Annotated in this window: 19 protein-coding genes and 1 tRNA gene; 4 read left to right on the plus strand and 16 right to left on the minus strand. The window is 72.1% G+C overall.

From position 1 onward, the window contains the following. Positions 1-115: 115 nt before the first annotated feature. The 4 genes from ACIQE0_RS35225 to ACIQE0_RS35240 all read right to left on the minus strand — a co-directional run bounded on the left by ACIQE0_RS35225 (position 116) and on the right by ACIQE0_RS35240 (position 3788). The gene (locus tag ACIQE0_RS35225; protein ID WP_366337922.1) at positions 116-751 is read right to left on the minus strand and encodes a GNAT family N-acetyltransferase; all 636 of its coding nucleotides are present in this window, start codon (positions 749-751) and stop codon (positions 116-118) included. A gap of 302 nt (positions 752-1053) precedes the next feature. Then, a complete protein-coding gene (locus ACIQE0_RS35230; protein WP_366337924.1) occupies positions 1054-1911 on the minus strand; it encodes a MetQ/NlpA family ABC transporter substrate-binding protein in 858 nt (285 codons plus the stop codon). 99 nt (positions 1912-2010) lie between these two features. Continuing rightward, positions 2011-2745, minus strand: coding sequence for a methionine ABC transporter permease (locus ACIQE0_RS35235; RefSeq protein WP_402339586.1), 735 nt, complete (start codon positions 2743-2745; stop codon positions 2011-2013). After that, a complete protein-coding gene (locus tag ACIQE0_RS35240; protein WP_402339589.1) occupies positions 2742-3788 on the minus strand; it encodes a methionine ABC transporter ATP-binding protein in 1047 nt (348 codons plus the stop codon). The genes ACIQE0_RS35235 and ACIQE0_RS35240 overlap by 4 nt, the downstream gene beginning before the upstream one ends. A gap of 633 nt (positions 3789-4421) precedes the next feature. Between ACIQE0_RS35240 and ACIQE0_RS35245 the strand changes: the two genes are divergently transcribed. Beyond that, positions 4422-4790 carry a hypothetical protein gene (locus ACIQE0_RS35245; RefSeq protein WP_366337930.1) on the plus strand — a complete coding sequence of 123 codons (369 nt, stop codon included), beginning with the start codon at positions 4422-4424 and terminating at the stop codon, positions 4788-4790. Next, positions 4783-5244, plus strand: coding sequence for a hypothetical protein (locus tag ACIQE0_RS35250; RefSeq protein ID WP_366337932.1), 462 nt, complete (start codon positions 4783-4785; stop codon positions 5242-5244). The genes ACIQE0_RS35245 and ACIQE0_RS35250 overlap by 8 nt, the downstream gene beginning before the upstream one ends. 60 nt (positions 5245-5304) lie before the next feature. Here ACIQE0_RS35250 and ACIQE0_RS35255 read toward each other — a convergent pair whose 3' ends face one another. Together ACIQE0_RS35255 and ACIQE0_RS35260 are read right to left on the minus strand one after the other, a co-directional pair. Then, positions 5305-5793 (minus strand): GNAT family N-acetyltransferase, encoded by a 489-nt coding sequence (locus ACIQE0_RS35255; RefSeq protein WP_366337934.1) that lies wholly within the window; start codon positions 5791-5793, stop codon positions 5305-5307. 202 nt (positions 5794-5995) lie between these two features. Continuing rightward, entirely contained in the window at positions 5996-7162 is a 1167-nt protein-coding gene (locus ACIQE0_RS35260) for a glycerophosphodiester phosphodiesterase (protein ID WP_402339593.1), read from the minus strand. A gap of 313 nt (positions 7163-7475) precedes the next feature. Between ACIQE0_RS35260 and ACIQE0_RS35265 the strand changes: the two genes are divergently transcribed. Further along, entirely contained in the window at positions 7476-8147 is a 672-nt protein-coding gene (locus tag ACIQE0_RS35265) for a lysophospholipid acyltransferase family protein (protein WP_402339595.1), read from the plus strand. Positions 8148-8232: 85 nt separating this feature from the next. Here the strand turns inward: ACIQE0_RS35265 and ACIQE0_RS35270 are convergent, their stop codons facing one another. From ACIQE0_RS35270 to ACIQE0_RS35290, 5 genes are all read right to left on the minus strand, one after another. Further along, positions 8233-10203 carry a bifunctional metallophosphatase/5'-nucleotidase gene (locus tag ACIQE0_RS35270; RefSeq protein WP_402339597.1) on the minus strand — a complete coding sequence of 657 codons (1971 nt, stop codon included), beginning with the start codon at positions 10201-10203 and terminating at the stop codon, positions 8233-8235. A gap of 280 nt (positions 10204-10483) precedes the next feature. Then, positions 10484-12115: an MFS transporter gene (locus ACIQE0_RS35275; protein ID WP_402339600.1), complete on the minus strand. Its 1632-nt coding sequence runs from the start codon at positions 12113-12115 to the stop codon at positions 10484-10486. Then, positions 12112-12663 (minus strand): helix-turn-helix domain-containing protein, encoded by a 552-nt coding sequence (locus ACIQE0_RS35280; RefSeq protein WP_366337944.1) that lies wholly within the window; start codon positions 12661-12663, stop codon positions 12112-12114. The genes ACIQE0_RS35275 and ACIQE0_RS35280 overlap by 4 nt, the downstream gene beginning before the upstream one ends. Positions 12664-12868: 205 nt before the next feature. Then, positions 12869-14296 carry an argininosuccinate lyase gene (argH, locus tag ACIQE0_RS35285; protein WP_402339603.1) on the minus strand — a complete coding sequence of 476 codons (1428 nt, stop codon included), beginning with the start codon at positions 14294-14296 and terminating at the stop codon, positions 12869-12871. Between the two features lie 104 nt (positions 14297-14400). Further along, a complete protein-coding gene (locus ACIQE0_RS35290) occupies positions 14401-15597 on the minus strand; it encodes an argininosuccinate synthase (RefSeq protein WP_402339606.1) in 1197 nt (398 codons plus the stop codon). A 309-nt stretch (positions 15598-15906) separates the two neighbouring features. Here ACIQE0_RS35290 and ACIQE0_RS35295 point away from each other — a divergent pair. Then, positions 15907-15980 (plus strand) — tRNA-Pro (locus ACIQE0_RS35295). A 123-nt stretch (positions 15981-16103) separates the two neighbouring features. On the opposite strand, the gene ACIQE0_RS35300 is transcribed toward ACIQE0_RS35295, so the two are convergent. From ACIQE0_RS35300 to argC, 5 genes are all read right to left on the minus strand, one after another. Then, a complete protein-coding gene (locus ACIQE0_RS35300; RefSeq protein WP_366339636.1) occupies positions 16104-16646 on the minus strand; it encodes an arginine repressor in 543 nt (180 codons plus the stop codon). Positions 16647-16665: 19 nt separating this feature from the next. Next, positions 16666-17916: an acetylornithine transaminase gene (locus ACIQE0_RS35305; protein WP_402339609.1), complete on the minus strand. Its 1251-nt coding sequence runs from the start codon at positions 17914-17916 to the stop codon at positions 16666-16668. Next, the gene (gene argB / locus ACIQE0_RS35310; RefSeq protein ID WP_366339632.1) at positions 17913-18866 is read right to left on the minus strand and encodes an acetylglutamate kinase; all 954 of its coding nucleotides are present in this window, start codon (positions 18864-18866) and stop codon (positions 17913-17915) included. Before argB ends, ACIQE0_RS35305 begins: the two co-directional genes overlap by 4 nt. A 64-nt stretch (positions 18867-18930) precedes the next feature. After that, positions 18931-20088: a bifunctional glutamate N-acetyltransferase/amino-acid acetyltransferase ArgJ gene (gene argJ / locus ACIQE0_RS35315; protein WP_402339613.1), complete on the minus strand. Its 1158-nt coding sequence runs from the start codon at positions 20086-20088 to the stop codon at positions 18931-18933. Positions 20089-20200: 112 nt separating this feature from the next. After that, positions 20201-21229 (minus strand): N-acetyl-gamma-glutamyl-phosphate reductase, encoded by a 1029-nt coding sequence (argC, locus tag ACIQE0_RS35320; RefSeq protein WP_402339616.1) that lies wholly within the window; start codon positions 21227-21229, stop codon positions 20201-20203. Between the last annotated feature and the right edge of the window lie 63 nt (positions 21230-21292).

The raw sequence follows: 21292 nt of genomic DNA on the forward strand, positions 1-21292 counted from the left end.
TGGCCGTGCTCCGGGGACGCTGCGGGGTGCCGGTCCGCGCTGGTCGGGGCGGGTCCGGCCGGTTGCCGGCAGGCAGAGGGTACCCCGGCGGGCGCGGGCGTCGGCCGGCGCGGGGTCAGTTCCACTCGGGGTAGGCGAAGCCGTTGGCGTCGACCATCTGGCCGGGGAGCCCGTCGAGGTCCTCGGGCAGCAGGCTCCAGAGGATCTGGTCGGTGCGCAGGTCGGTCCATACGCCGTCCTCCGTACGGGTCCGGGCTATGCAGGCGTTGCGCAGCACGCCCTCGCTGATGCAGCCGATCTTCTGGGCGACCTGCTGGGAGGCGGTGTTGCCGGCGGCGGTGCGCAGCTCCAGGCGCTCGAACTTCTGGTCCTGGAAGAGCCAGCGCGCGGTGACGAGGGCGGCCTCGGACGCATAGCCCTCGCCGCGGGCCCAGGAGGCGACGATGTAGGAGAGTTCGGTGGAGCGGACCCGCCAGTTGGTGCGGCCCAGCTGGATGATGCCGACCAGGCGCTGGGTGAGGAACTCGGTGACCGCGAGGTCCAGGCCGCGTCCGGCGATGCGCTCGGTGGGCGCGTACTCGGTGATCCAGGCGCGGGCGGCGTCCTCGGAGTAGGGCTGGGGCACCGTGGTCCAGGCGCCGACCAGTTCGTCGTTCATCATGGCGGCCAGGGCGGGGACGTCGTCCTCGTCGAGCGGGCGCAGCATCAACCGGTCCGTGCTGAGGGAGATGTCCGGGAAGGTGGATGTCATGCCGATGCTCCAACGCCGTTGACTGGGTGCTCCGGAGCGTCACGCGGGCCGTGTGCGCCGCGCGGCCGGGGCCGTCCTGACCTGTCTTTGAGTGCACCAGCATGCAGCATGCGCCCACGGGCCTGCCACGCGCCCGGGCCCCGGCCGCGCGGGTGGGCGCGGCCGGGGCCGGCCGGCCGGACCTGCGCCGAAGCGCGGGGGCGGTGGCGGAAAACAAGAGGTGCGGGCGGGCGGCGGGTTATAAGGGCCGCCGCCCGCCCGTCCCGTAGGGGAGGCGGGGTGCCCGCCTCCCCCACGGGGCGTCAGCTCTTGACCGGGCCGAAGGCCGGGATGACCGAGCCGTCCTTGTACTTGTCCTCGATGAACTTCTTGACCTCGGCGGAGTTGAGGAGCTTGGCGAGCTTCTGGACCCGCGGGTCGTCCTCGCTGCCCTTCTTGACGGCGAGGAAGTTGGCGTAGGGGTTGCCCTTCGACTGTTCCAGGGCGAGGGCGTCGCTGGAGGGCTTGAGGTGGGCGCCGATGGCGAAGTTGCCGTTGATGACGGCGGCGTCGACGTCGGCCAGGCGCGGCGCGGTCTGCGCGGCCTCCAGCTCAGTGATCTTGACGCCCTTGTCGTCCTTGACGTCGGTCAGCTTGGCCGCGGCGCCGACGCCGGGCTTGAGGGTGATCACGCCGTTGTCGGCGAGCAGCTTGAGCGCGCGGCCCTCGTTGGAGGGGTCGTTGGGCACCGAGACGGTGGAGCCGGCCTTGAGGTCCGAGAGCTTGTGGATCTTCTTGGAGTAGACCCCCAGCGGCTCGATCAGGACGTTGACGACCGGGACGATGTGGGTGCCGTTCTCCTTGTTGTAGGAGTCCAGGAACGGCTTGTGCTGGAAGAAGTTGGCGTCGACCTCACCGTCCTCGGTGGCCTTGTTGGGCAGCCGGTAGTCGGTGAACTGCTTGACGGAGAGCTTCAGGCCGACCTGGGGCGCCAGCTTGTCCTTGACGTAGTCGAGGATCACGCCGTGCGGGGTGGGGCTGGCGGCGATGACCAGCGGGGCGTTCTTGTCGCCCTTGTCGCTCGCGGCGGTGGTGTCGGAGGGGGCGCTGCAGGCGCTCGCGCCGAGGGCGACGGCGGAGGCGGCGGCTATGGCCACGAGGGTCTTGACGGTGTTACGCACGAAGAGTGCCTCTTTCTTGTGCACACGGGGTCCGTGTGGGCTGCGCCCGGCAAAGGGTCCGGGCCTTGGGGAATGCGGTGACGCGGGTGGTTCGTGGGGTCAGGCGGCCTCGGTGACCGCGGCCGGCTCCTCGGCGCGTACCCGGCGCAGGCCGACGCGCAGGGAGGAGGCGCGGGCGCCGCGGCGGGCGAGCCGGCGGACGATCAGGTCGCCCAGCAGCTGGACGACGGTGACGATGACGATCAGCTCGACGACGGTGATGATCATGAGCTGGGTCTCGTACTGGAGGTAGCCGTAGTTGTAGGCGATGGCGCCCAGTCCGCCGCCGCCGACCGCACCGGCGATGGCGGAGTAGCCGATCAGCGTGATGACGGTGGTGGTGACGGCGGCGACCAGCGCGGGCAGCGCCTGCGGGAGCAGCACCTTGAAGATGACGGTCCAGGTGCCGCCGCCCATCGCCTGGGCGGCCTCGACCAGCCCGTGGTCGACCTCGCGCAGCGCGGCCTCCACCATGCGCGCGAAGAACGGGATCGCGGCGATGGCGAGCGGGACGACCGCGCCGGTCGGGCCGATGGAGACGCCGACGACGAGCCGGGTGAAGGGGATCAGCACCACGATCAGGATCAGGAACGGGAAGGACCGTCCGACGTTCACGATCGCGCCGGCGACCTTGTTCACCACGACGTTCTGGAGCATGCCGCCCCGGTCGGTCAGGTGGAGCAGCACGCCGACGGGGACGCCGACGAGGACCGCGTAGAACGTCGACCACCACACCATGAAGAGGGTGTCGAGGGTGTTGTCGTACAGCAGCGGCTGCATCTCGTTCCAGCTCACCGGGAGCCTTCCTTCTGAAGCGGGGCGATGGACGCGGCGGCCTCGTCGGCGACGTCGACCTGGAGACCCTGCTCGCGCAGGAAGCCGATGGGGACGACGTTGTCCTCGAAGCGGCCGGGCAGTTCGATGCGCATCCGGCCGACCTGCTTGCCGCCGATGGTGTCCATGGCGGCGCCGAGGATGGAGATGTCGACGTTGTAGGTGCGGGCCAGCTCGGAGATCACCGGGCGGGTGGCGGCCGCGCCGTGGAAGGTCACGTCGACGACGGTACGGCCCTCGGCGGAGGCCTCCCCGCCGACCGGGAACAGCTCCCGGGCGAGCTCGGAGCCGGGGGTGGCCAGGAGCTCGGAGACGGTGCCGCTCTCGACGACCCGGCCGCCCTTCATGAGCGCGGCGGAGTCGCAGATGGTCTTGACGACGTCCATCTCGTGCGTGATGAGGACGACGGTCAGGCCGAGCTGCTGGTTGAGGTCGCGCAGCAGCGTCAGGATGGAGCGGGTGGTCTCCGGGTCCAGGGCGCTGGTGGCCTCGTCGGAGAGCAGCACCTTGGGGTCGCCGGCCAGCGCGCGGGCGATGCCGACGCGCTGCTTCTGGCCGCCGGAGAGCTGGGCGGGGTACGCCTTGGCCTTGTCGGCGAGGCCGACCAGGTCCAGCAGTTCCACGGCCTTGCGGGCGCGGTCGCGGCGGGGGACCTTGAGGATCTCCAGCGGCAGTTCGACGTTGTCCTGGACGGTGCGCGAGGACAGCAGGTTGAAGTGCTGGAAGACCATGCCGATGTGGCTGCGCGCGGCGCGCAGCGCCGCGTTCGCGCGCTGGCCCCCTCCGCCGAGGGCGGTGAGGTCCTGGCCGGCCACGGTGACCGTGCCGGAGGTGGGCCGCTCCAGGAGGTTGAGGCAGCGGATGAGGGTGGACTTGCCGGCGCCGCTCTGACCGATGACGCCGTACACCTCGCCCTCGCGGACGTGCAGATCGACGCCGTCCAGGGCGGTGATCTCACGGCCTCCGGATCGGTAGACCTTGGTCAGGCCCGTTGTGGTGATCACAGGGAATTCCGTCACTGTCGAGTGCTCGGCGGCTGGCCCGCCGGGCACGGGGCATTCTGGCGAGTGCGGCAGGGGGAAACGGGGAGCGGCGGTGGGCGCGGCTCCGGGTTCCGATGACGCGGGGCGGCCGGGCGCCGGGGCTCGGCGGTCGGCTCATGGCAGCAGGTCTCGCTTCGGGGCGCGAGGCTCAGGCGGGGGCCCTCAGCAGTCACACATTCGACACATGCAACGAGCACCGGGCATGAGGAATGCCTCGGTCGCGGAGGTGCGGCGGCTCGTCGTGGTCATGCTGGCCAGTAAACCAGACAGCGCTCTGGCCGAATCAACCCTGTCCGCATATCGGACAGCGCTGATCGTTCCGTGGACCGCACCGCCCCCGGTCCGGACGTCTTCGACCGGGCCGCCCGTGGCCTGCGCGGATGCCGGGGGCGGCGCGCGCGACGGTGGCCGCCCGGCCGGCCGGGGGCCGCACGGGCTGTGGCCAACGCCACGGCCGGCGGGCCGGGCGCACGCCCCGGCACCGGACCGGCGGGCCCCGGCGGGGCCGGACGCGGCCGGCCGCCCGGCGCCGATTAGCATCGAGCCCATGCCCCACAACCCCACGGCGCGCGGCCGCCTCGCCCGGAGGCCGCGGTGATCGACGCGCTGACGCTCGCGGTCGGTGTGACCGCTCTCGCGCTGGCCGCCTGGTGCGGCTTCGCCGCGTACCGCAACGAGCCCACCAAGGACTGGCACTTCATCGGCATGGCCGCGGTGTCCCTGCTGTGCGTCGTCCAACTGGTCATCGCCCTCGTGCAGTTGGCGCGCGGGCAGCACCCGGACAAGGGCACCGCGCTCTTCCTGGCGTATCTGCTGGGCGCCGCCGCCTGCGTCCCGGCGACCGGGTTCATGTCGCTCTCCGAGCGGACCCGGTGGGGTTCGGCCACCGTCGCCGCGGGTGCGGTGGTGCTGGCCGTTCTGGAAGTACGGCTCTTCGACATCTGGGGAGGCGGCAGTGCCTGAGACTGCCCCGAACACCACCGCGGCCGGTGCCGCGCAGCAGCGCACCGACCGGGATCCGGCCACGAGGCTGGGCGCGGGCCCGGGGCGGCTGCTGGTCACCGTCTACGGCATCTTCACCGTGGCCGCCGCGTCCCGCTCGCTCTACCAGCTGATCGCCCAGTTCGACCGCGCGCCGCTGGCGTATCTGCTGTCCGCGGTCTCCGCACTGGTCTACGGCTTCATCACCTTCTCGCTGGTGCGCGGCGGCGAGGGGGCCCGCCGGGCGGCGGTCGCCTGCTGCGCGCTGGAGCTGGCCGGGGTGATCGGCATCGGCGCCTGGACGGTGGTGGACCCGGCGGCGTTCGCGGACTCCACGGTCTGGTCGTACTTCGGCATGGACTACCTCTTCATCCCGGTCGCCCTCCCGGTCACCGGACTGATGTGGCTGCGCCGGGCCCGTACGGCGACGGCGTAGGACAGGATCCGGGCCGGGCGGCACGTCCGGGCCCGTCTGCGGTACGGGCCCGGTCCGGCGTCACTGCGCGGTGGCGAGCTCCTTCTCCAACGTGACCAGGGTCAGCCGGCGGGTCAACTGCTCGGTGCCGACCGGGGCGTAGCCGTGCTCGCGGTAGAGGCGGAGGTCGGCCTCGCTGCGGTGGCCGGCGAAGAGGCGGTAGCGGCGGGCCGAGCGCTGCTGCGCCAACTCCTTCTCGACGGCGGCCAGCAGCCGGCCGCCGAGCCCGTGCCGCTGGAGCCGGGGATGCACGATCAGTTTGGCGATGCTCGCGGTGCCGTCGGCGTCGACCGTGCCGCGCACCGAGCCGACCACCTCCCGGCCGAGTCTGGCCACCACGACGCAGCCGTCGGCGAGTTCGGCGCGCAGCGAGTCCAGGGTCTGGGTCAGGGGCTCGATCCCGTAGTCGTCGTAGAGCGCGGCCTCGGGTTGGTAACAGAGGTACTGGAGTTTGAGGATCTGCTCGGCGTCGTCGTCGGTCCCCGTCGAGATCGTCACGCTCGTGCCCATGCGCGGGTGCCTCCCCATGTCGGTTCGCTGTCCGCTTCCGGACTCCCCGGACTGCGGCCGCGGCAATCTTCGCGGTCAGCATTGTGCGCGGACATACGCGGCAAAGGGAACGGACCGGCGCCAAGCTCCCCTGTGACATTCCCAACGCGGCGGCGTGCGCGGGAGGACGGGGGCCGGGTGCCGGTCCGCGGCGCCGGGCGGATCAGCGCCGGCGGAACTCCTCGGCGGCCACCAGCGCGGTGTCCGGGTTGTCGGAGAACAGGCCGTCGATGCCGGTCGCGAAGAGCGCCTTGAAGTACGCCGGCGAGTTGCCGTAGTCGCCCGGGTTGCTGCCGACGCGGAAGTCCGCCGGCAGGAAGCTGTTCTCGTTCCGCACGGTGTACGGGGTGAGGAACAGCCCCGCGGCGTGCGCGTCCCGGACGAGGGTGGTGGGCTTGCCGAGCTTGCCCTTGTCGTCCTGGGCGATGATCTGCGGCAGCCACGGGCCGATGCCCTGCGCGAAGCCGGCGATCCACTTCAGCCCCTTGGGCGTCAGGAGGTCGGCGGTGGTCCGCGGGTCGCCGGCCTCGACGAAGTCCCAGGGCCGGACGGACGGCTCGTCGAGCAGCACGATCTTGGGGCACTTCAGGCCGAGGGCGTTGAGCCGCTGGATGCTGCTGGGCTCGAAGGACTGCAGGATGACCGGGGCGTTCGCGGTGTGCCGGCCGTACCGGCGCAGCAGCTTGGCGAGCGGCTCCTCGATGCCCAGGCCCTGCTTGCGGAAGTAGGTGGGGTGCTTGGTCTCGGGGTAGATCCACACGGGGCGGCCGCGGCGGCGCCCCTCGCGCTCGGCCCACTGGAGGACCTCTTCGAAGGTGGGTATCTCCCAGTGGCCGTTGTAGAGGGTGTTGTGCTGGCGGACGTCGGGGATGCGCTCCTCGGCGCGCAGGGTCTTCAGCTCGGCGAGCGTGAAGTCCTCGGTGAACCAGCCGGTGAGCGCCTTGCCGTCCACGGTCTTGGTGGTCTTGCGGCCGGCGAACTCGGGGTGGTCGGCGACATCGGTGGTCTGGCTGATGTCGGGCTCGTGCCGGCAGACCAGGTGCCCGTCCTTGGTGGGGACGAGGTCACCGGCCTCGATGACGTCCGCGCCCATGTCCAGGGCGAGTTGGTAGGAGCCGAAGGTGTGCTCGGGGCGGTAGCCGCTGGCACCGCGGTGGCCGACGACGAAGGGGACCGGCAGCTTCCCGACCCGCCCGGTGGACGCCGGCCGGGCCGCCGGGGCCGCCGCGTTCGCCGCGTTGGCCTGTCCCGCGCCGGCCAGTACCGCTCCCGCGCCCAGGGCGGCGGCGCCCAACACCATCCGCCGTCCCGGCTCGTGCCGCTTCTCCATGCCCGCGCTCCTTGCTCTATCGCGCCCCGGTCCGTTCCGACGGTGTTCCGGACCGTCCCGGGGTCGTGGATGTCTCTGGGTGCCCCGGGAGATGTGGCAGCCACCCCGCCCGAAAGCCCCATGATCCTAAGCACGGACGGGTGATGCTGGGGAGACGCCTGCGAAGACTGTGGGGAACATGGACGTAACACCCGTAAACCCTGCGTATCGGCTCAGTGAACCCGATGTGCGCGCGGGAGTGACCCGCGAGTATGGTCCTGGGCTGCAACGTGCAGCGCCCCTCGAACCTGACCACCACGACCCGGAGGACCCGTTGTCCCGCATTGTGCTGAAGGCGATTCTCGGACTCGTGATGCGCGTCCTCTTCCGCCCCAAGGTCGAGGGCGTCGAGCGGATCCCGGGGACCGGCCCGGTGATCCTGGCCGGCAACCACGTCACCTTCATCGACTCGCTGTTCCTGACCCTGCTGGTCAAGCGGGCGGTGTTCTTCATCGGCAAGGACGAGTACGTCACCGGCAAGGGCCTCAAGGGCCGGCTGATGGCCTGGTTCTTCACCGCGGCCGGGATGATCCCCGTGGACCGCGACGGCGGGCACGGCGGCGTCGCGGCCCTGATGACCGGCCGCCGCATCCTGGAGGAGGGCCACGCCTTCGGCATCTACCCGGAGGGCACCCGCTCCCCCGACGGCCGCCTCTACCGCGGCCGCACCGGCATCGCCCGGCTCGCGCTGATGACCGGCGCCCCCGTCGTCCCGTTCGCGATGATCGGCACGGACAAGGTGCAGCCCGGCGGCAAGGGCCGCCCGCACATCGCCCCGGTGACCGTGCGCTTCGGCGAGCCGCTGGACTTCTCCCGCTACGAGGGCATGGACCGGGACCGCTACGTCCTGCGGGCGGTCACCGACGAGGTGATGAGCGACGTCATGGAGCTCTCCGGTCAGGAATACGTCGACGTGTACGCCACGAAGGTGCGCACAGCCGCCTGATCCCCCGCCGCACGCGCCCCGAGGGCCCCGTCCGCCTCCGCGGACGGGGCCCTCGGCGTCGCAGCGGCCGGCTGGCGGCGGGCGGTCAGCAGGGGACCCGGAAGCCGCCGGGCGCCCGCTGCCCCTCGACCTCGTCGGCCAGCGCGGCGAGCAGCGCCGCCTCCTGGCGCGGCACCAGACCGCCGTCGGCGGCGAGGAGTTGCTGGTGCTCGGAGACCGAGCCGAGACGGGCACCGGGGCGGTCGGCGTTCTTCGCCGTGACGCGGTGCGCTTCGGCCGGCTTCAACTCCCGCTCGGTGCGGACGTAGGCGATGAAGCTCTCGAAGTCCCGGGTGTGCCGGACCGGTTCGGTGAATCCGGTGAAGGCGCTGAAGCCGTCCTGGTTGATGAGGGTGTACGACGGGGCCGCCAGGCGGTAGCGGCGGGCCACGTCGAGCGGCTTGCCGTCGATCAGGACGTCGGCGGGGTCGATCCGGTGCCCGGCCGGGGCGGCGGCGTCGAAGGTGTAGCGGACGTTGCCGGAGACGGCCAGCGGGGAGAAGGACAGGCCGCCGCCGGTGGTCGGCGCCCACTGCTGCTCCAGGGCGTCGTGGATCTGCCGGCCGGTGACCGTGGCGGTCACGATCGGATCGCCGAAACCGACCGCGTTCCACGCCTGCCCGAAGGTGACCACGCCGTCCGACGCCTCGTCGCGCACCAGGTCCCCGGAGATGATCGCGGCGCCGACGCGCGGGGCCAGCGCGATCACCGCGAGTTCGGCGGGGACGTTGCGGTTCCCGCCCGGGTCGTCCATCGGGCCGTGCGGCTGCCCGCCCGCCCACAGCGCCCAGTCGGCGACGAGGTTGCCCATGGTGGACTCCCCCAGCTCGTTGCGGCGCCGGGTGAAGGAGGCGGACTGGGTGCCGATCCGGGTGCGGGCCCGGCGGGCGCCGTAGCCCGCCCAGTAGTCGGCGATCTCCTTCAGCTCCCGGTCGGGCGCGATATCACGGGTGTTGGGGTGGTTGACGGAGGTGGTCAGGGATCTGATGACCTTGCCGCTCACCGGGTCGAGCCGGAGGTTGATCTCGTTGATGATCTGGCCGTAGCAGCCGGCCTCGACGAATGGGCGGGGCACGCCCTTGGGGTCCGGCACCATCATGGTGAAGGCGCAGTGCCAGTGGCCGGTGACGATGGCGTCGATGTCGGGCGAGACCCGCAGCGCCAGTTCGTAGGCCGGACCGGAGGGGTTGCTGCCGCTTTCGAAGTCGGCTCCGGCGACCGCGCCGTCGTGCATGCTCAGGACGATCGCGTTGACGCCCTGGCTCTTGAGGGCGGCGGCGCAGCGGTTGGCGGTCTCCAGTTCGTCCAGGGTGCGCAGTCCGGGCTGGTAGGAGCCGGGGAAGGACTCGGTGCCGATGGCGGTCAGGTGGATGAAGCCGATCGGCAGCCGGCGCCCGCCGCCGGCGTCCACGTGCACGATGTTGTACGGCGGCAGCACCCGCTTGCCGCTGTCGTGCCAGACCATGTTGGCGCTGTAGTAAGGGAAGTTCGCGCCGCGGAAGCGGTGGCCGGTGGAGTCGGTGAAGGAGACGTCGCGGCCGACGACGGGGAACGAGCGGCCGCGCGCCATGTGGTCGGTGAGGAAGACCGCCGACTTGTCGAACTCGTGGTTGCCGGCCGAGGCGAAGTCCAGGCGCATGGCGTTGAGCGCCTCGATGGTGGGTTCGTCGGCGAAGGAGGCGGCGTCGAACTCCCAGCCGGAGAAGAGGTCCCCGGGGGCGAAGAAGAGGGAGTTGCGCCGGCCGTCGCGCAGCCGCTCCAGGTGGGCTGCCATGTAGGCGACGCCGCCGACGGTGTAGCGCTTGCCGCCGGTGCCGGTGATGACGGAGTTGGCGCCCGGGGCGCCCTGCAGATAACCGTGCAGATCGGTGATGTTGAGCAGTTGGACGTCGACGTACTCGTCGGCCGTTGCGGCGTCGCGGGCGTGGCCGGTGGCGTAGGCGTTGGTGCCGATCGCGCTGGCGGTGGCCATCGCCCCCGCGGCGGTTACGAAGGACCGTCGTCCGATGTCGCGCACTGCGTCACTCTCCTGAGCGGGTCCGACCGTTGGGGGGACGACGCGAGAGTCAAGCGAGCCGTGCGGGACAACCGGCCACCAGGACGCGTACCGGGCGTGAACGGCAGGGGACAGTCGCCCCCAGGGGCGTGTCCTGTGGATCATGGCCGGTGCGCGCGGTCGTGATCCACGGGACACGCCTGGACGGCGGCGCGGCGCGCGGCGGTGTCCCTCGTTCGCCCCGTGGGCGGGCCCTTACGGGGGCGCGGTCAGGGTGGCGCGGGGAGGCGTGCCGGGCCGGTCAGGGGCGTCCGGGCGGACCGCCGGCGACGGAGCCCGGCCCGGCCGCCGCGACGGCCTCGGATTCCGTCGCACGCCCCTGGCCAGGGGCGCTGTCCGCCAGCTCCTGGCCCCGGAGCAGGAACCACGCGGCCGCCGCGGCGCCGAGCAGCACCACCGCGCCGACCCCGGCCGCGGTGTCCACCCCGTTGACGAACGAGTCCTGAGCGGTCTTCAGCAGTGCGGCGCCCTGCTCGGCGGGGAGGGTCCCGGCGGCGTCCACGGCACCGCCGAGCGAGGCGCGGGCGGTGACGACGGCCGGCCCCGGCACCCCGGCGGGGGCGAGGAAGCCCTGGTAACTGTTGGTGACGATGGAGCCCAGCAGGGCGATGCCGAGCGCGGCACCGAGCTCGTAGGCGGTCTCGGAGACCGCGGAGGCGGCGCCCGCCTCCTCCTTGGGCACGCTGGAGAGGATGACGTCGGCGGTGACGGTGAAGGCGAACCCGGCGCCGACGCCGACGACGAAGAGGATGACGCACAGCGCGAGGGTGCCGGTATCGGCGTGCAGGGCCATGCAGCCCGCGAGCGAGAGACCGACCACCGCCAGACCGCCGGCCACGACCACGCGCACCGACAGCCGGCGGGCGACCCAGCCGGCGGCCAGTCCGGCCCCCACCGCGCCCACCGCCGCCGGAAGCTCGACCAGGCCCGCGTTGAGCGGCGAGCGCATCTGCACCATCTGGAGGAACTGGGAGAGGAAGAAGACCAGTCCGGACAGCCCGAGGATGGTCAGCAGGTCGGCCAGGACCGCGCCGGAGAAGCCCCGGTGGTGGAAGAGCTTCATGTTCAACAGTGGTGCGTCGAGGGTGCGCTGGCGGCGGACGAACAGCACCAGGGCGAGCACGCCGACGACGGCGGCCAGCCCACTGTCCCAGCGGACGCCGTGCACCGCCGCCTCCTTGATCGCGTAGACCACGCCGACGACGCCGACCAGCGACAGCAGGACGCTGGGGATGTCCCACGGGCCCGGATCGGGATTGCGGGACTCCGGGATCACCTTGGCGCCGACGACGACCAGCAGCGCCATCACCGGGAGGTTGATCAGGAAGACCGAGCCCCACCAGAAGTGGCCCAGCAGGAAGCCGCCGAGGACCGGCCCGACCGCCATACCGGCCGAGGCCATCGCGCCCCAGATGCCGATCGCCAGACTGCGTTCCTTGGGGTCGTGGAAGAGGTTGCGGATCAGGGCGAGGGTGGACGGCATCAGCGTCGCACCGGCCACGCCCTGGAGCGCCCGGGCGGCGATCATCATCTCCGGGGTGGCGGCATAGGCGGCGAACACCGACAGCGCGCCGAACGCCACCGACCCGATCAGCAGCAGCTTCTTCCGGCCGATCCGGTCGCCGAGGCTGCCCATGGAGACCAGCAGTCCGGCGATGACGAAGGAGTAGATGTCACCGATCCAGAGCAGCTGGACGCCGGACGGCTTGAGGTCCTCGCTCAGGAAGGGGGTGGCGAGGCCGAGGACGGTGGCGTCGACGCCGACCAGCAGCACCGCCAGGACGAGGACCGAGAGCGCGAGCCAGCGGCCGGGGCGCGGCTGGTCGTCCACATGGGCCGAACCGGCCCGGTCCGCCGCTGTGGTCTCGCTCATTTCTCCATGCTCCGTCGGATGCCGCCGAGCAGCAGCTCGACGATCGAGTGGTGGAGGCCGCCGCGCGCCAGGCGCCCCTCGTGCACCGCCCAGGCGCCCGCGCCGAGCAGGCCGTAGAACGCCTCGGTCAGCCAGACCGCGGTGAGGTCGACGCGGAAGTCGCCCTCTTCCTGACCGCGGCGGAACAGCGCGGCGAGCCGCGCGTCGAGCCGCTCCCAGCCGGCGTTGACCGCCTCGCCCTCGAAGAGCTGGTTCTGGGTGAAGAGGAAGGCCAGCACGCCGGCGACCGGTTCGGCCTCGCGGGCCAGCCGGCGCAGCGCCCCTTCGGCGTCCCCTTCGTCGAGCCGGGCGGCGTCCATCGCCTGCGCGAACCGCTCTATCCCGTGCTCCTCCAGAGCCCGGATCAGCGCGTCGCGGCCGGCGAAGTGCCGGTGCAGGGTCGCCCGGCTGATGCCCGCGGCGCGCGCGATCTCGTCCATGGACGTCGTCGAACGGCGGGTGAACAGCGCGGCGGCCTCGGTGAGTACGTGTTCCCGATCCACAGCCATGAGACACAGACTAACCGAATGAGACATCAATGTCTCACGCACATCGATGTCTCACGCCGTCTCACGGGACACCGCACCGCACCGCCGGCCCACCGGCCGCCTCCGCCGCGGGCCGGGGCGGGCGGCGGCGGGCACGCGAAAGGCGGCCCCCACCCGCCCAGGGTGGAGGCCGCCCGCGCCTACCGGGGAGCGCCCGGCAGGGCCGTCACTTCGTGGCCGCGGCCCACTTCTGCTGCCGCGCCAGATCCGCCCGCACCTCGGCGAGCTGCACCGCCACCGCCGACGGCGCGGTGCCGCCGCGGCCGTTGCGCGAGGCGAGCGCGCCGGGGACGTTGAGGACGCCGCGGACCTCGGGCGTCAGATGCGGCGAGATCCTGGCGAACTGCTCGTCGGTGAGCTGGTCCAGCTCGATGCCCTGCGCCTCGCACTCCTTGACGCACTCGCCGGCCACCTCGTGCGCCACCCGGAACGGCACGCCCTGCTTGACCAGCCACTCCGCGATGTCGGTGGCGAGCGAGAAACCGGCCGGCGCCAGCTCCTCCATCCGCTCCCGGTTGACGGTCAGGGTGGCCATCATCCCGGTGAACGCCGGGAGCAGCACCTCCAGTTGGTCGCAGGAGTCGAAGACCGGCTCCTTGTCCTCCTGGAGGTCGCGGTTGTACGCCAGCGGCAGCGCCTTCAGCGTCGCCAGCAGACCGGTCAGATTGCCGATCAGCCGCCCGGACTTGCCGCGCGCCAGCTCCGCGATGTCCGGGTTCTTCTTCTGCGGCATGATCGAGGAGCCGGTGGAGAAGGCGTCGTGCAGGGTCACGAAGGAGAACTCCTTGGTGTTCCAGACGATCACCTCCTCGGCGATCCGGGAGAGGTTGACCCCGATCATCGCGGTGATGAAGGCGAACTCCGCGACGAAGTCCCGGGAGGCCGTGCCGTCGATGGAGTTGCCCACCGAGCCGCGCTCGAAGCCGAGGTCGGCGGCGACCGCCTCCGGGTCCAGGCCCAGACTGCTGCCGGCCAACGCGCCCGATCCGTACGGCGAGACGGCGGTCCGCTCGTCCCACTGCCGCAGCCGCTCGGCGTCCCGGGACAGCGCCTGGACGTGGGCGAGCACGTGGTGGGCGAAGAGCACCGGCTGGGCGTGCTGGAGGTGGGTGCGGCCGGGCATGGCGACGTCCGGGTGCGCCTCGGCCAGGCCGATCAGCGCCTCCTGGAGGTCGGCGAGCAGCCCGCCGACGATCCGGGCGTGGTCGCGCAGGTACATCCGGAAGAGCGTGGCCACCTGGTCGTTGCGGGACCGGCCGGCCCGCAGCTTGCCGCCGAGGTCCGGGCCGAGCCGCTCGAGCAGGCCCCGCTCCAGGGCGGTGTGCACGTCCTCGTCGGCGACGGTGCCGGTGAACGAGCCGTCGGCGACGTCCCGTTCGAGGGCGTCGAGCCCGGCGAGCATGCCCGTCAGCTCGTCCTCGGTGAGCAGTCCGGCCTTGTGGAGCACCCGGGCGTGCGCACGGGAGCCGGCGATGTCGTAGGGGGCCAGTCGCCAGTCGAAGTGGACGGAGGCGGAGAGGGCGGCGAGGGCCTCGGCCGGCCCGTCGGCGAAGCGGCCGCCCCAGAGCCGGACGTCACCGTTGTTGCTGCTCACTTGCTGTGCTCCTCGTCGGTGGTGGATTCACGGCGAGCGCCCGGCGGGCTGACGGTCAGCCCGACCGGCGCTCGTGGACAGCGGGCCGGTGGGACCCGTCTGGCTCAGCCTGCCAGGTCCCGCTTCGCTGCGATCTTGCTTGACATGCCGAAGAGCTCGATGAAGCCCTTGGAGAGCGACTGGTCGAACGTGTCGCCGGTGTCGTAGGTGGCGAGGTGGAAGTCGTAGAGCGACTGCGCGGAGCGCCGGCCGGTGACCACCGCGCGGCCGCCGTGCAGGGTCATCCGGACCTCGCCGGATACGGACTGGTTGGCCTCGTCGAGGAAGCCGTCCAGGGCCCGCTTGAGCGGCGAGAACCACAGGCCGTCGTAGACCAGTTCACCCCAGCGCTGCTCGACCTGCCGCTTGTAGCGGGCCAGTTCGCGCTCGACGGTGACGTTCTCCAGCTCCTGGTGCGCGGTGATCAGCGCGATCGCGCCCGGCGCCTCGTACACCTCGCGGGACTTGATGCCGACCAACCGGTCCTCGACCAGGTCGATCCGGCCGATCCCCTGGGCGCCGGCCCGCTCGTTGAGCTTCTGTATCGCCTGCAGGACGGTGACCGGCTCGCCGTCGAGGGCGACCGGTACGCCGCGCTCGAAGGCGACGACGACCTCGTCGGCCTCGCGGGCGAGGGCCGGGTCCTGCGTGTACGCGTACACGTCCTCGGTCGGCGCGTTCCAGATGTCCTCCAGGAAGCCGGTCTCCACGGCCCGCCCGAAGACGTTCTGGTCGATGGAGAACGGCGACTTCCTGGTGGTGGCGATCGGGAGGTCGGCCTTCTCGGCGAAGGCGATCGCCCGGTCCCGGGTCATCGCGTAGTCACGGACCGGCGCGATGCAGGTGAGGTCGGGGGCGAGGGAGGAGATACCCGCCTCGAAGCGGACCTGGTCGTTGCCCTTGCCGGTGCACCCGTGGGCGACCGTGGTCGCGCCGTGCTTCCTGGCGGCGGCGACCAGGTGCTTGACGATCACCGGCCGGGACAGCGCGGAGACCAGCGGATAGCGGTCCATGTAGAGGGCGTTGGCCTTGATCGCCGGCAGGCAGTAGCCGTCGGCGAACTCGTCCCTGGCGTCGGCGACCTCCGCCTCCACCGCGCCGCAGGCGAGCGCACGCTTGCGGATGACGTCCAGGTCCTCGCCGCCCTGGCCGACGTCCACCGCGACGGCGATGACCTCGGCGCCCGTCTCCTCGGCGATCCAGCCGATGCAGACGGAGGTGTCCAGACCGCCTGAGTAGGCGAGTACGACGCGCTCGGTCATGGGCTTCTCCTTACGTGCTCGCGCATCCCCCGATAGGCATAAGTATGCATTGCACTGCATGGATCGTCAATGGAGGGGGGAATCGCAGGCCGGCGAGGGCGGCGTGGTCGCCGGAGGTGCGCCCCGGCGACCGCGCCCCGCCCGCTTCGCCTCGCTTTGGCGCCTTAAATCCGCTGAAAAGCGGTCGTGGAAGGCCCGCCGGAAGGCCCGGGACGGCCCCTGAGGGGACCCGCTTTGGATTCATCGGCCGGGACAGGGTATTTTTCTTTCTGCACGCCCCGACCGGGAACGCCCGGTCGGTACGAGCACCGGGACGTGGCGCAGCTTGGTAGCGCACTTGACTGGGGGTCAAGGGGTCGCAGGTTCAAATCCTGTCGTCCCGACGGTGCAGAACACAGGCCGGAGGCCGCCTTCGCAGAGATGCGAAGGCGGCCTCCGGTGTTTTCGGTTCCGGCCGGGGCCGGCCCGCCGCCGCGCGGCGCGGGCGGCCCCCTGGAGCCTGGGCCCTAGCGGGCCCCCTCGGCCAGCTGGAGCAGGTGGTCGGCCAGCTGCTGGCCGCCCATGGGGTCGCGGCTGATCAGGAGCAGGGTGTCGTCGCCGGCGATGGTGCCGAGGATGTCGTGGAGCTCCGCCTGGTCGATGGCGGAGGCCAGGAACTGCGCGGCGCCCGGCGGAGTGCGCAGGACGACGAGGTTGGCCGACGCCTCGGCGGAGATGAGGAGTTCGCCGGAGAGGCGGCGCATCCGCTCCTCCTTGGCGGACTCCCCCAGCGGCGCCCGCGGCTTGCGGTCGCCGCCCTCGCTCGGTACCGCGTAGATCAGCTCGCCGCCGGTGTTGCGGATCTTGACCGCGCCCAGTTCGTCCAGGTCGCGGGAGAGGGTCGCCTGGGTGACGGAGAGCCCGTCGTCGGCGAGCAGCTTGGCGAGCTGGCTCTGGGAGCGGACCGGTTGCCGGTTGAGGATGTCCACGATCCGGCGGTGGCGGGCGGTGCGGGTCTGCGGTACGGCCGGGCCGTTGATCTGCGGCTCGGTGCCCTGCGGCTCGATCATCGTTGCGTCAGTCTCCGGATCATCGTTCCCCGTTGGCCGTTTGCTCGGCCGTCGACAGGACGCCGGGGAGCTTCTGGAGGAAGGTCTCCACCTGCTCGTCGGAGACGATCAGCGGCGGTGCGAGCCGGACGACGTCCGGCGCGACCGCGTTGACCAGAAGGCCCGCGTCCTGGGCCGCCTGCTGCACCTGCGGCGCGTGGGGCCCGGTCAAGACGATACCGAGGAGGAGGCCGACACCGCGGATCTGGCCGACGATTGGGTGCTCCAGGGACTCGATTCCGGCGCGCAACCGCGCACCGACCCGCTGGACGCGGTCGAGGAGGCCGTCCGCCTCGATGGTGTCCAGGACGGCGAGGGCGCCGGCGCAGACGACCGGGTTGCCGCTGAACGTCGAGCCGTGCGAACCGGGGGTGAGGAGACCTGCGGCCGGGCCGAAGGCGAGGGTGGCGCCGATGGGCAGGCCGCCGCCGAGGCCCTTGGCGAGGGTGATGACGTCGGCCTCGACCTCCTCCGCCTGGGACGCCAGCCAGTGGCCGGTGCGGCCGATGCCGGTCTGGATCTCGTCCAGGACCAGCAGGGTGCCGGTGGCGGCGGTGATCTCGCGGGCCGCCTGGAGGTAGCCGGGCGGCGGGACGACCACGCCGTTCTCGCCCTGGACGGGCTCCAGGATCACGAAGGCGGTGTCGGTGGTGACGGCGGCCCGCAGGGCGTCCGCGTCGCCGTACGGGACGTAGTCGACGTCACCGGGCAGCGGGCGGAACGGGTCCTGCTTGGCGGGCTGGCCGGTGAGGGCCAGGGCGCCCATGGTGCGGCCGTGGAAGCCACCGATGGTGGAGACCACGTGGGTGCGGCCGGTCAGCCGGCCGATCTTGAACGCGGCCTCGTTGGCCTCCGCGCCGGAGTTGGAGAAGTAGACCCGGCCGGGCCGCCCGGCGAGCGCCAGCAGCCGCTCGGCGAGGGTGACGGTGGGCTCGCTGATGAAGAAGTTCGACACATGGCCGAGGGTGGCGACCTGGTCGGAGACGGCGCGGACCACCGCCGGGTGCGCGTGGCCCAGCGCGTTGACCGCGATCCCGCCGAGGAAGTCGAGGTAGGCGTTGCCGTCGGCGTCCCACACGGTGGCGCCCTCGCCCCGGACGAGCGGGATGCGGGGGGTGCCGAAGTTGTCCATCATGGCGCCCTGCCAGCGCCCGGTGAGCCCGTCGTTGGTGACCGGGCCGTGGCCGGTCAGCGTGCCCCGGGTGGCCTCGGTGCCTGCCGCCGTGTTCATTGCGCCCCCTGTGCGGTGTGGTGTGCGGTGTACCGGTCGTCGCCGGTGTGCGGATCGGGGTCGGGGACGACCATGGTGCCGATGCCCTCGTCGGTGAAGATCTCCAGCAGGATCGCGTGCTGGACCCGGCCGTCGATGACGCGGGCGGTGCGCACCCCGTTGCGCACCGCGTGCAGACAGCCCTGCATCTTGGGGACCATGCCGCTGGCCAGCTCCGGCAGCAGCTTCTCCAACTGGCTCGCGGTGAGCCTGGAGATCACCTCGTCGCTGTGCGGCCAGTCCTCGTAGAGGCCCTCGACGTCGGTGAGGACCATCAGGGTCTCCGCGCCGAGCGCCGCCGCCAGCGCGGAGGCGGCGGTGTCGGCGTTGACGTTGAAGACGCCGGAGGGCTCGCCCTCGTCGCTGCTGCGGGCGATGGAGGAGATCACCGGGATCCGGCCGTCGTCCAGCAGCGCCCGCACCGCGCCCGGGTCGACCGCGGTGATCTCCCCGACCCGGCCGATGTCGACCTGTTCGCCGTCGACGTCCGCGTAGTGCTTGGTGGCGGACATCAGCTGGGCGTCCTCGCCGGTCATGCCGACGGCGAGCGGCCCGTGCTCGTTGAGCAGGCCCACCAGTTCGCGCTGGACCTGGCCGGCCAGCACCATCCGCACCACGTCCATCGCCGCGGGCGAGGTGACCCGCAGCCCGCCCTTGAACTCCGACTCGATGCCGAGGAGTTCGAGCTGGGCGCTGATCTGCGGGCCGCCGCCGTGGACCACGACCGGGCGCAGTCCGGCGTGCCGCAGGAAGACCACGTCCTGGGCGAACGCGCGCTTGAGCTCCTCGTCCACCATCGCGTTGCCGCCGAACTTGATCACCACGGTCCTGCCGTGGTGCCGGGTCAGCCAGGGCAGCGCCTCGATGAGGGTGCGTGCCTTGGGGAGCGCGGTGTGCTTGCGGGTCGTCATGCGGCGGTCTCGTTCCGCTCCGTGGGGTGGGGGTGGGGTGCGCGCGGGTGCGCGGCGGGGCCGGTCACGAGGAGTACGCGCTGTTCTCGTGGACGTAGTCGGCGGTGAGGTCGTTGGACCAGATCACCGCGGACTCGGTGCCGGCGGCGAGGTCGGCGGTGATCCGCACCTCGCGGTAGCGCATGTCGACCAGGTCCCGGTCCTCGCCCACCGAGCCGTTCTTGCAGACCCAGACGTCGTTGATCGCGACGTTGAGCCGGTCCGGGTCGAAGACGGCGGAGGTGGTGCCGATGGCGGAGAGCACCCGGCCCCAGTTGGGGTCCTCGCCGTGGAGGGCGCACTTGAGGAGGTTGTTGCGGGCGATGGTGCGGCCGACCTCGACCGCGTCGTCCTCGGTGGCGGCGCCCACGACCTCGATGCGGATGTCCTTGCTGGCGCCCTCGGCGTCGCCGATCAGCTGCCGGGCCAGATCGCCGCAGACCTCCCGGACCGCCTCGACGAACGCGTCCGGGTCCGGCACGGCACCGGAGGCGCCGGAGGCCAGCAGCAGCACCGTGTCGTTGGTGGACATGCAGCCGTCGGAGTCGACCCGGTCGAAGGTGGTGCGGGTGGCGGCGCGCAGCGCGGCGTCCAGCTGCTCGGCCGGCACGTCGGCGTCGGTGGTCAGCACGGCGAGCATGGTGGCGAGTCCGGGCGCGAGCATGCCGGCGCCCTTGGCCATCCCGCCGACGGTCCAGCCGCCCTCGGCGGTGACCTGCGCGGTCTTGTGGACGCTGTCGGTGGTCTTGATGGCGATGGCGGCCTTCTCGCCGCCGTGGCCGGTGAGTTCGGCGGCGGCCTTCTCCACACCGGGCAGCAGCTTGTCCATCGGGAGCCGCACCCCGATCAGGCCGGTGGAGGCCACCGCGACCTCACCGGCACTGTGCCCGTCCAACGTCTTTGCGACCTTCTCCGCGGTCACGTGGGTGTCCTGGAAGCCGAGCGGGCCCGTACAGGCGTTGGCGCCACCGGAGTTGAGGACCACCGCGGAGACCCGGCCGCCCTTGAGGACCTGCTCGGACCACAGGACCGGCGCGGCCTTGACGCGGTTGGCGGTGAACACGCCGGCGGCGGCCAGCCGCGGCCCGCTGTTCACCACGAGCGCGAGATCGGGCTGCCCGCTCTCCTTGATCCCGGCGGCGATGCCCGCCGCGAGGAATCCCTTGGCTGCGGTCACACTCACTGCTTCTCCTCGTTCGCCCCGCCGCCGTGGCGGCTCGTGTCACTGTCGGCCGCGCAGCGCGGCGGCGCGCCGTCCGTCGTCATCGGCAGCCCGGTGGCTGCGCACGGGACGCTCACGGCGCGAGTCCCGTCGTGGAAAGGCCCAGGTCCTCCGGGAGGCCGAGGGCGATGTTCATGCTCTGGACCGCGCCGCCGGCGGTTCCCTTGGTCAGGTTGTCGATGGCGCTGATCGCGATGATCCGGTCGGTCGCCGGATCGAGCGCCACCTGGATCTGCGCGGCGTTGGAGCCCTGCACGAAGGCGGTGGCGGGCCACTGGCCGTCCGGCAGCAGCCGGACGAACGGCTCGCCGGCCAGCGCCTTCTCGTACGCGGCGCGGACCGCCTCGGCGTCCACGCCGGGCCGGGCCTTGGCCGAGCAGGTGGCGAGGATGCCGCGCGGCATCGGCGCCAGGGTCGGGGTGAAGGACACCGCGACCGGCTCGCCGGCCGCGGCGCCGAGGTTCTGGGCGATCTCCGGGGTGTGCCGGTGCCCGCCGCCGACGCCGTACGGGCTCATCGAGCCCATCACCTCGGAACCGAGGAGGTGCGGTTTGGCGGCCTTGCCGGCGCCGGAGGTGCCGGACGCCGCGACGATCACGGCCTCCGGCTCGGCGAGGCCGGCCGCGTAGGCGGGGAAGAGCGCGAGCGAGACGGCGGTGGGGTAGCAGCCGGGCACCGCGATCCGCCGGGCCCCCTGGAGCGCCGCCCGCCCACCGGGCAGCTCCGGCAGTCCGTACGGCCAGGTGCCGGCGTGCGGCGAGCCGTAGAACGCCTCCCACGCGGCGGCGTCCTTCAGCCGGAAGTCCGCGCCGCAGTCGACCACCAGCACCTCGGGGCCGAGTTGCTCGGCGACCGCCGCGGACTGGCCGTGCGGCAGCGCGAGGAACACCACGTCATGGCCGGCCAGCGCCTCGGGCGTGGTCGGCGCCAGCTCCCGGTCGGCCAGCGGCGCGAGGTGCGGTTGCAGGGCGCCCAGGCGCTGCCCGGCACTGGAGTGCCCGGTCACCGCCCCGATCTCGACCCGGGGGTGCCCCAGGAGCAGGCGCAGGAGCTCACCTCCCGCATATCCACTCGCACCGGCGACTGCTGCTCGTACCGTCATGGCCCCTGGACCCTTCCCTTCGATGGCATGACTATACGGACGACGACAGTTTTATGCAATGCC

The sequence above is a fragment of the Streptomyces sp. NPDC093097 genome (genome assembly GCF_044754325.1).
GTDB lineage: Bacteria > Actinomycetota > Actinomycetes > Streptomycetales > Streptomycetaceae > Streptomyces.

Excerpts from the sequence above, each read along its gene's own strand:
- ACIQE0_RS35280 (WP_366337944.1), bottom strand. The coding sequence starts at position 12,663 with ATGGCTGTGGATCGGGAACACGTACTCACCGAGGCCGCCGCGCTGTTC.
- ACIQE0_RS35290 (WP_402339606.1), bottom strand. The coding sequence starts at position 15,597 with ATGACCGAGCGCGTCGTACTCGCCTACTCAGGCGGTCTGGACACCTCC.
- ACIQE0_RS35300 (WP_366339636.1), bottom strand. The coding sequence starts at position 16,646 with ATGATCGAGCCGCAGGGCACCGAGCCGCAGATCAACGGCCCGGCCGTA.
- ACIQE0_RS35260 (WP_402339593.1), bottom strand. The coding sequence starts at position 7,162 with ATGGAGAAGCGGCACGAGCCGGGACGGCGGATGGTGTTGGGCGCCGCC.
- ACIQE0_RS35275 (WP_402339600.1), bottom strand. The coding sequence starts at position 12,115 with ATGAGCGAGACCACAGCGGCGGACCGGGCCGGTTCGGCCCATGTGGAC.
- ACIQE0_RS35225 (WP_366337922.1), bottom strand. The coding sequence starts at position 751 with ATGACATCCACCTTCCCGGACATCTCCCTCAGCACGGACCGGTTGATG.
- argB (WP_366339632.1), bottom strand. The coding sequence starts at position 18,866 with ATGACGACCCGCAAGCACACCGCGCTCCCCAAGGCACGCACCCTCATC.
- ACIQE0_RS35255 (WP_366337934.1), bottom strand. The coding sequence starts at position 5,793 with ATGGGCACGAGCGTGACGATCTCGACGGGGACCGACGACGACGCCGAG.
- ACIQE0_RS35305 (WP_402339609.1), bottom strand. The coding sequence starts at position 17,916 with ATGAACACGGCGGCAGGCACCGAGGCCACCCGGGGCACGCTGACCGGC.
- argC (WP_402339616.1), bottom strand. The coding sequence starts at position 21,229 with ATGACGGTACGAGCAGCAGTCGCCGGTGCGAGTGGATATGCGGGAGGT.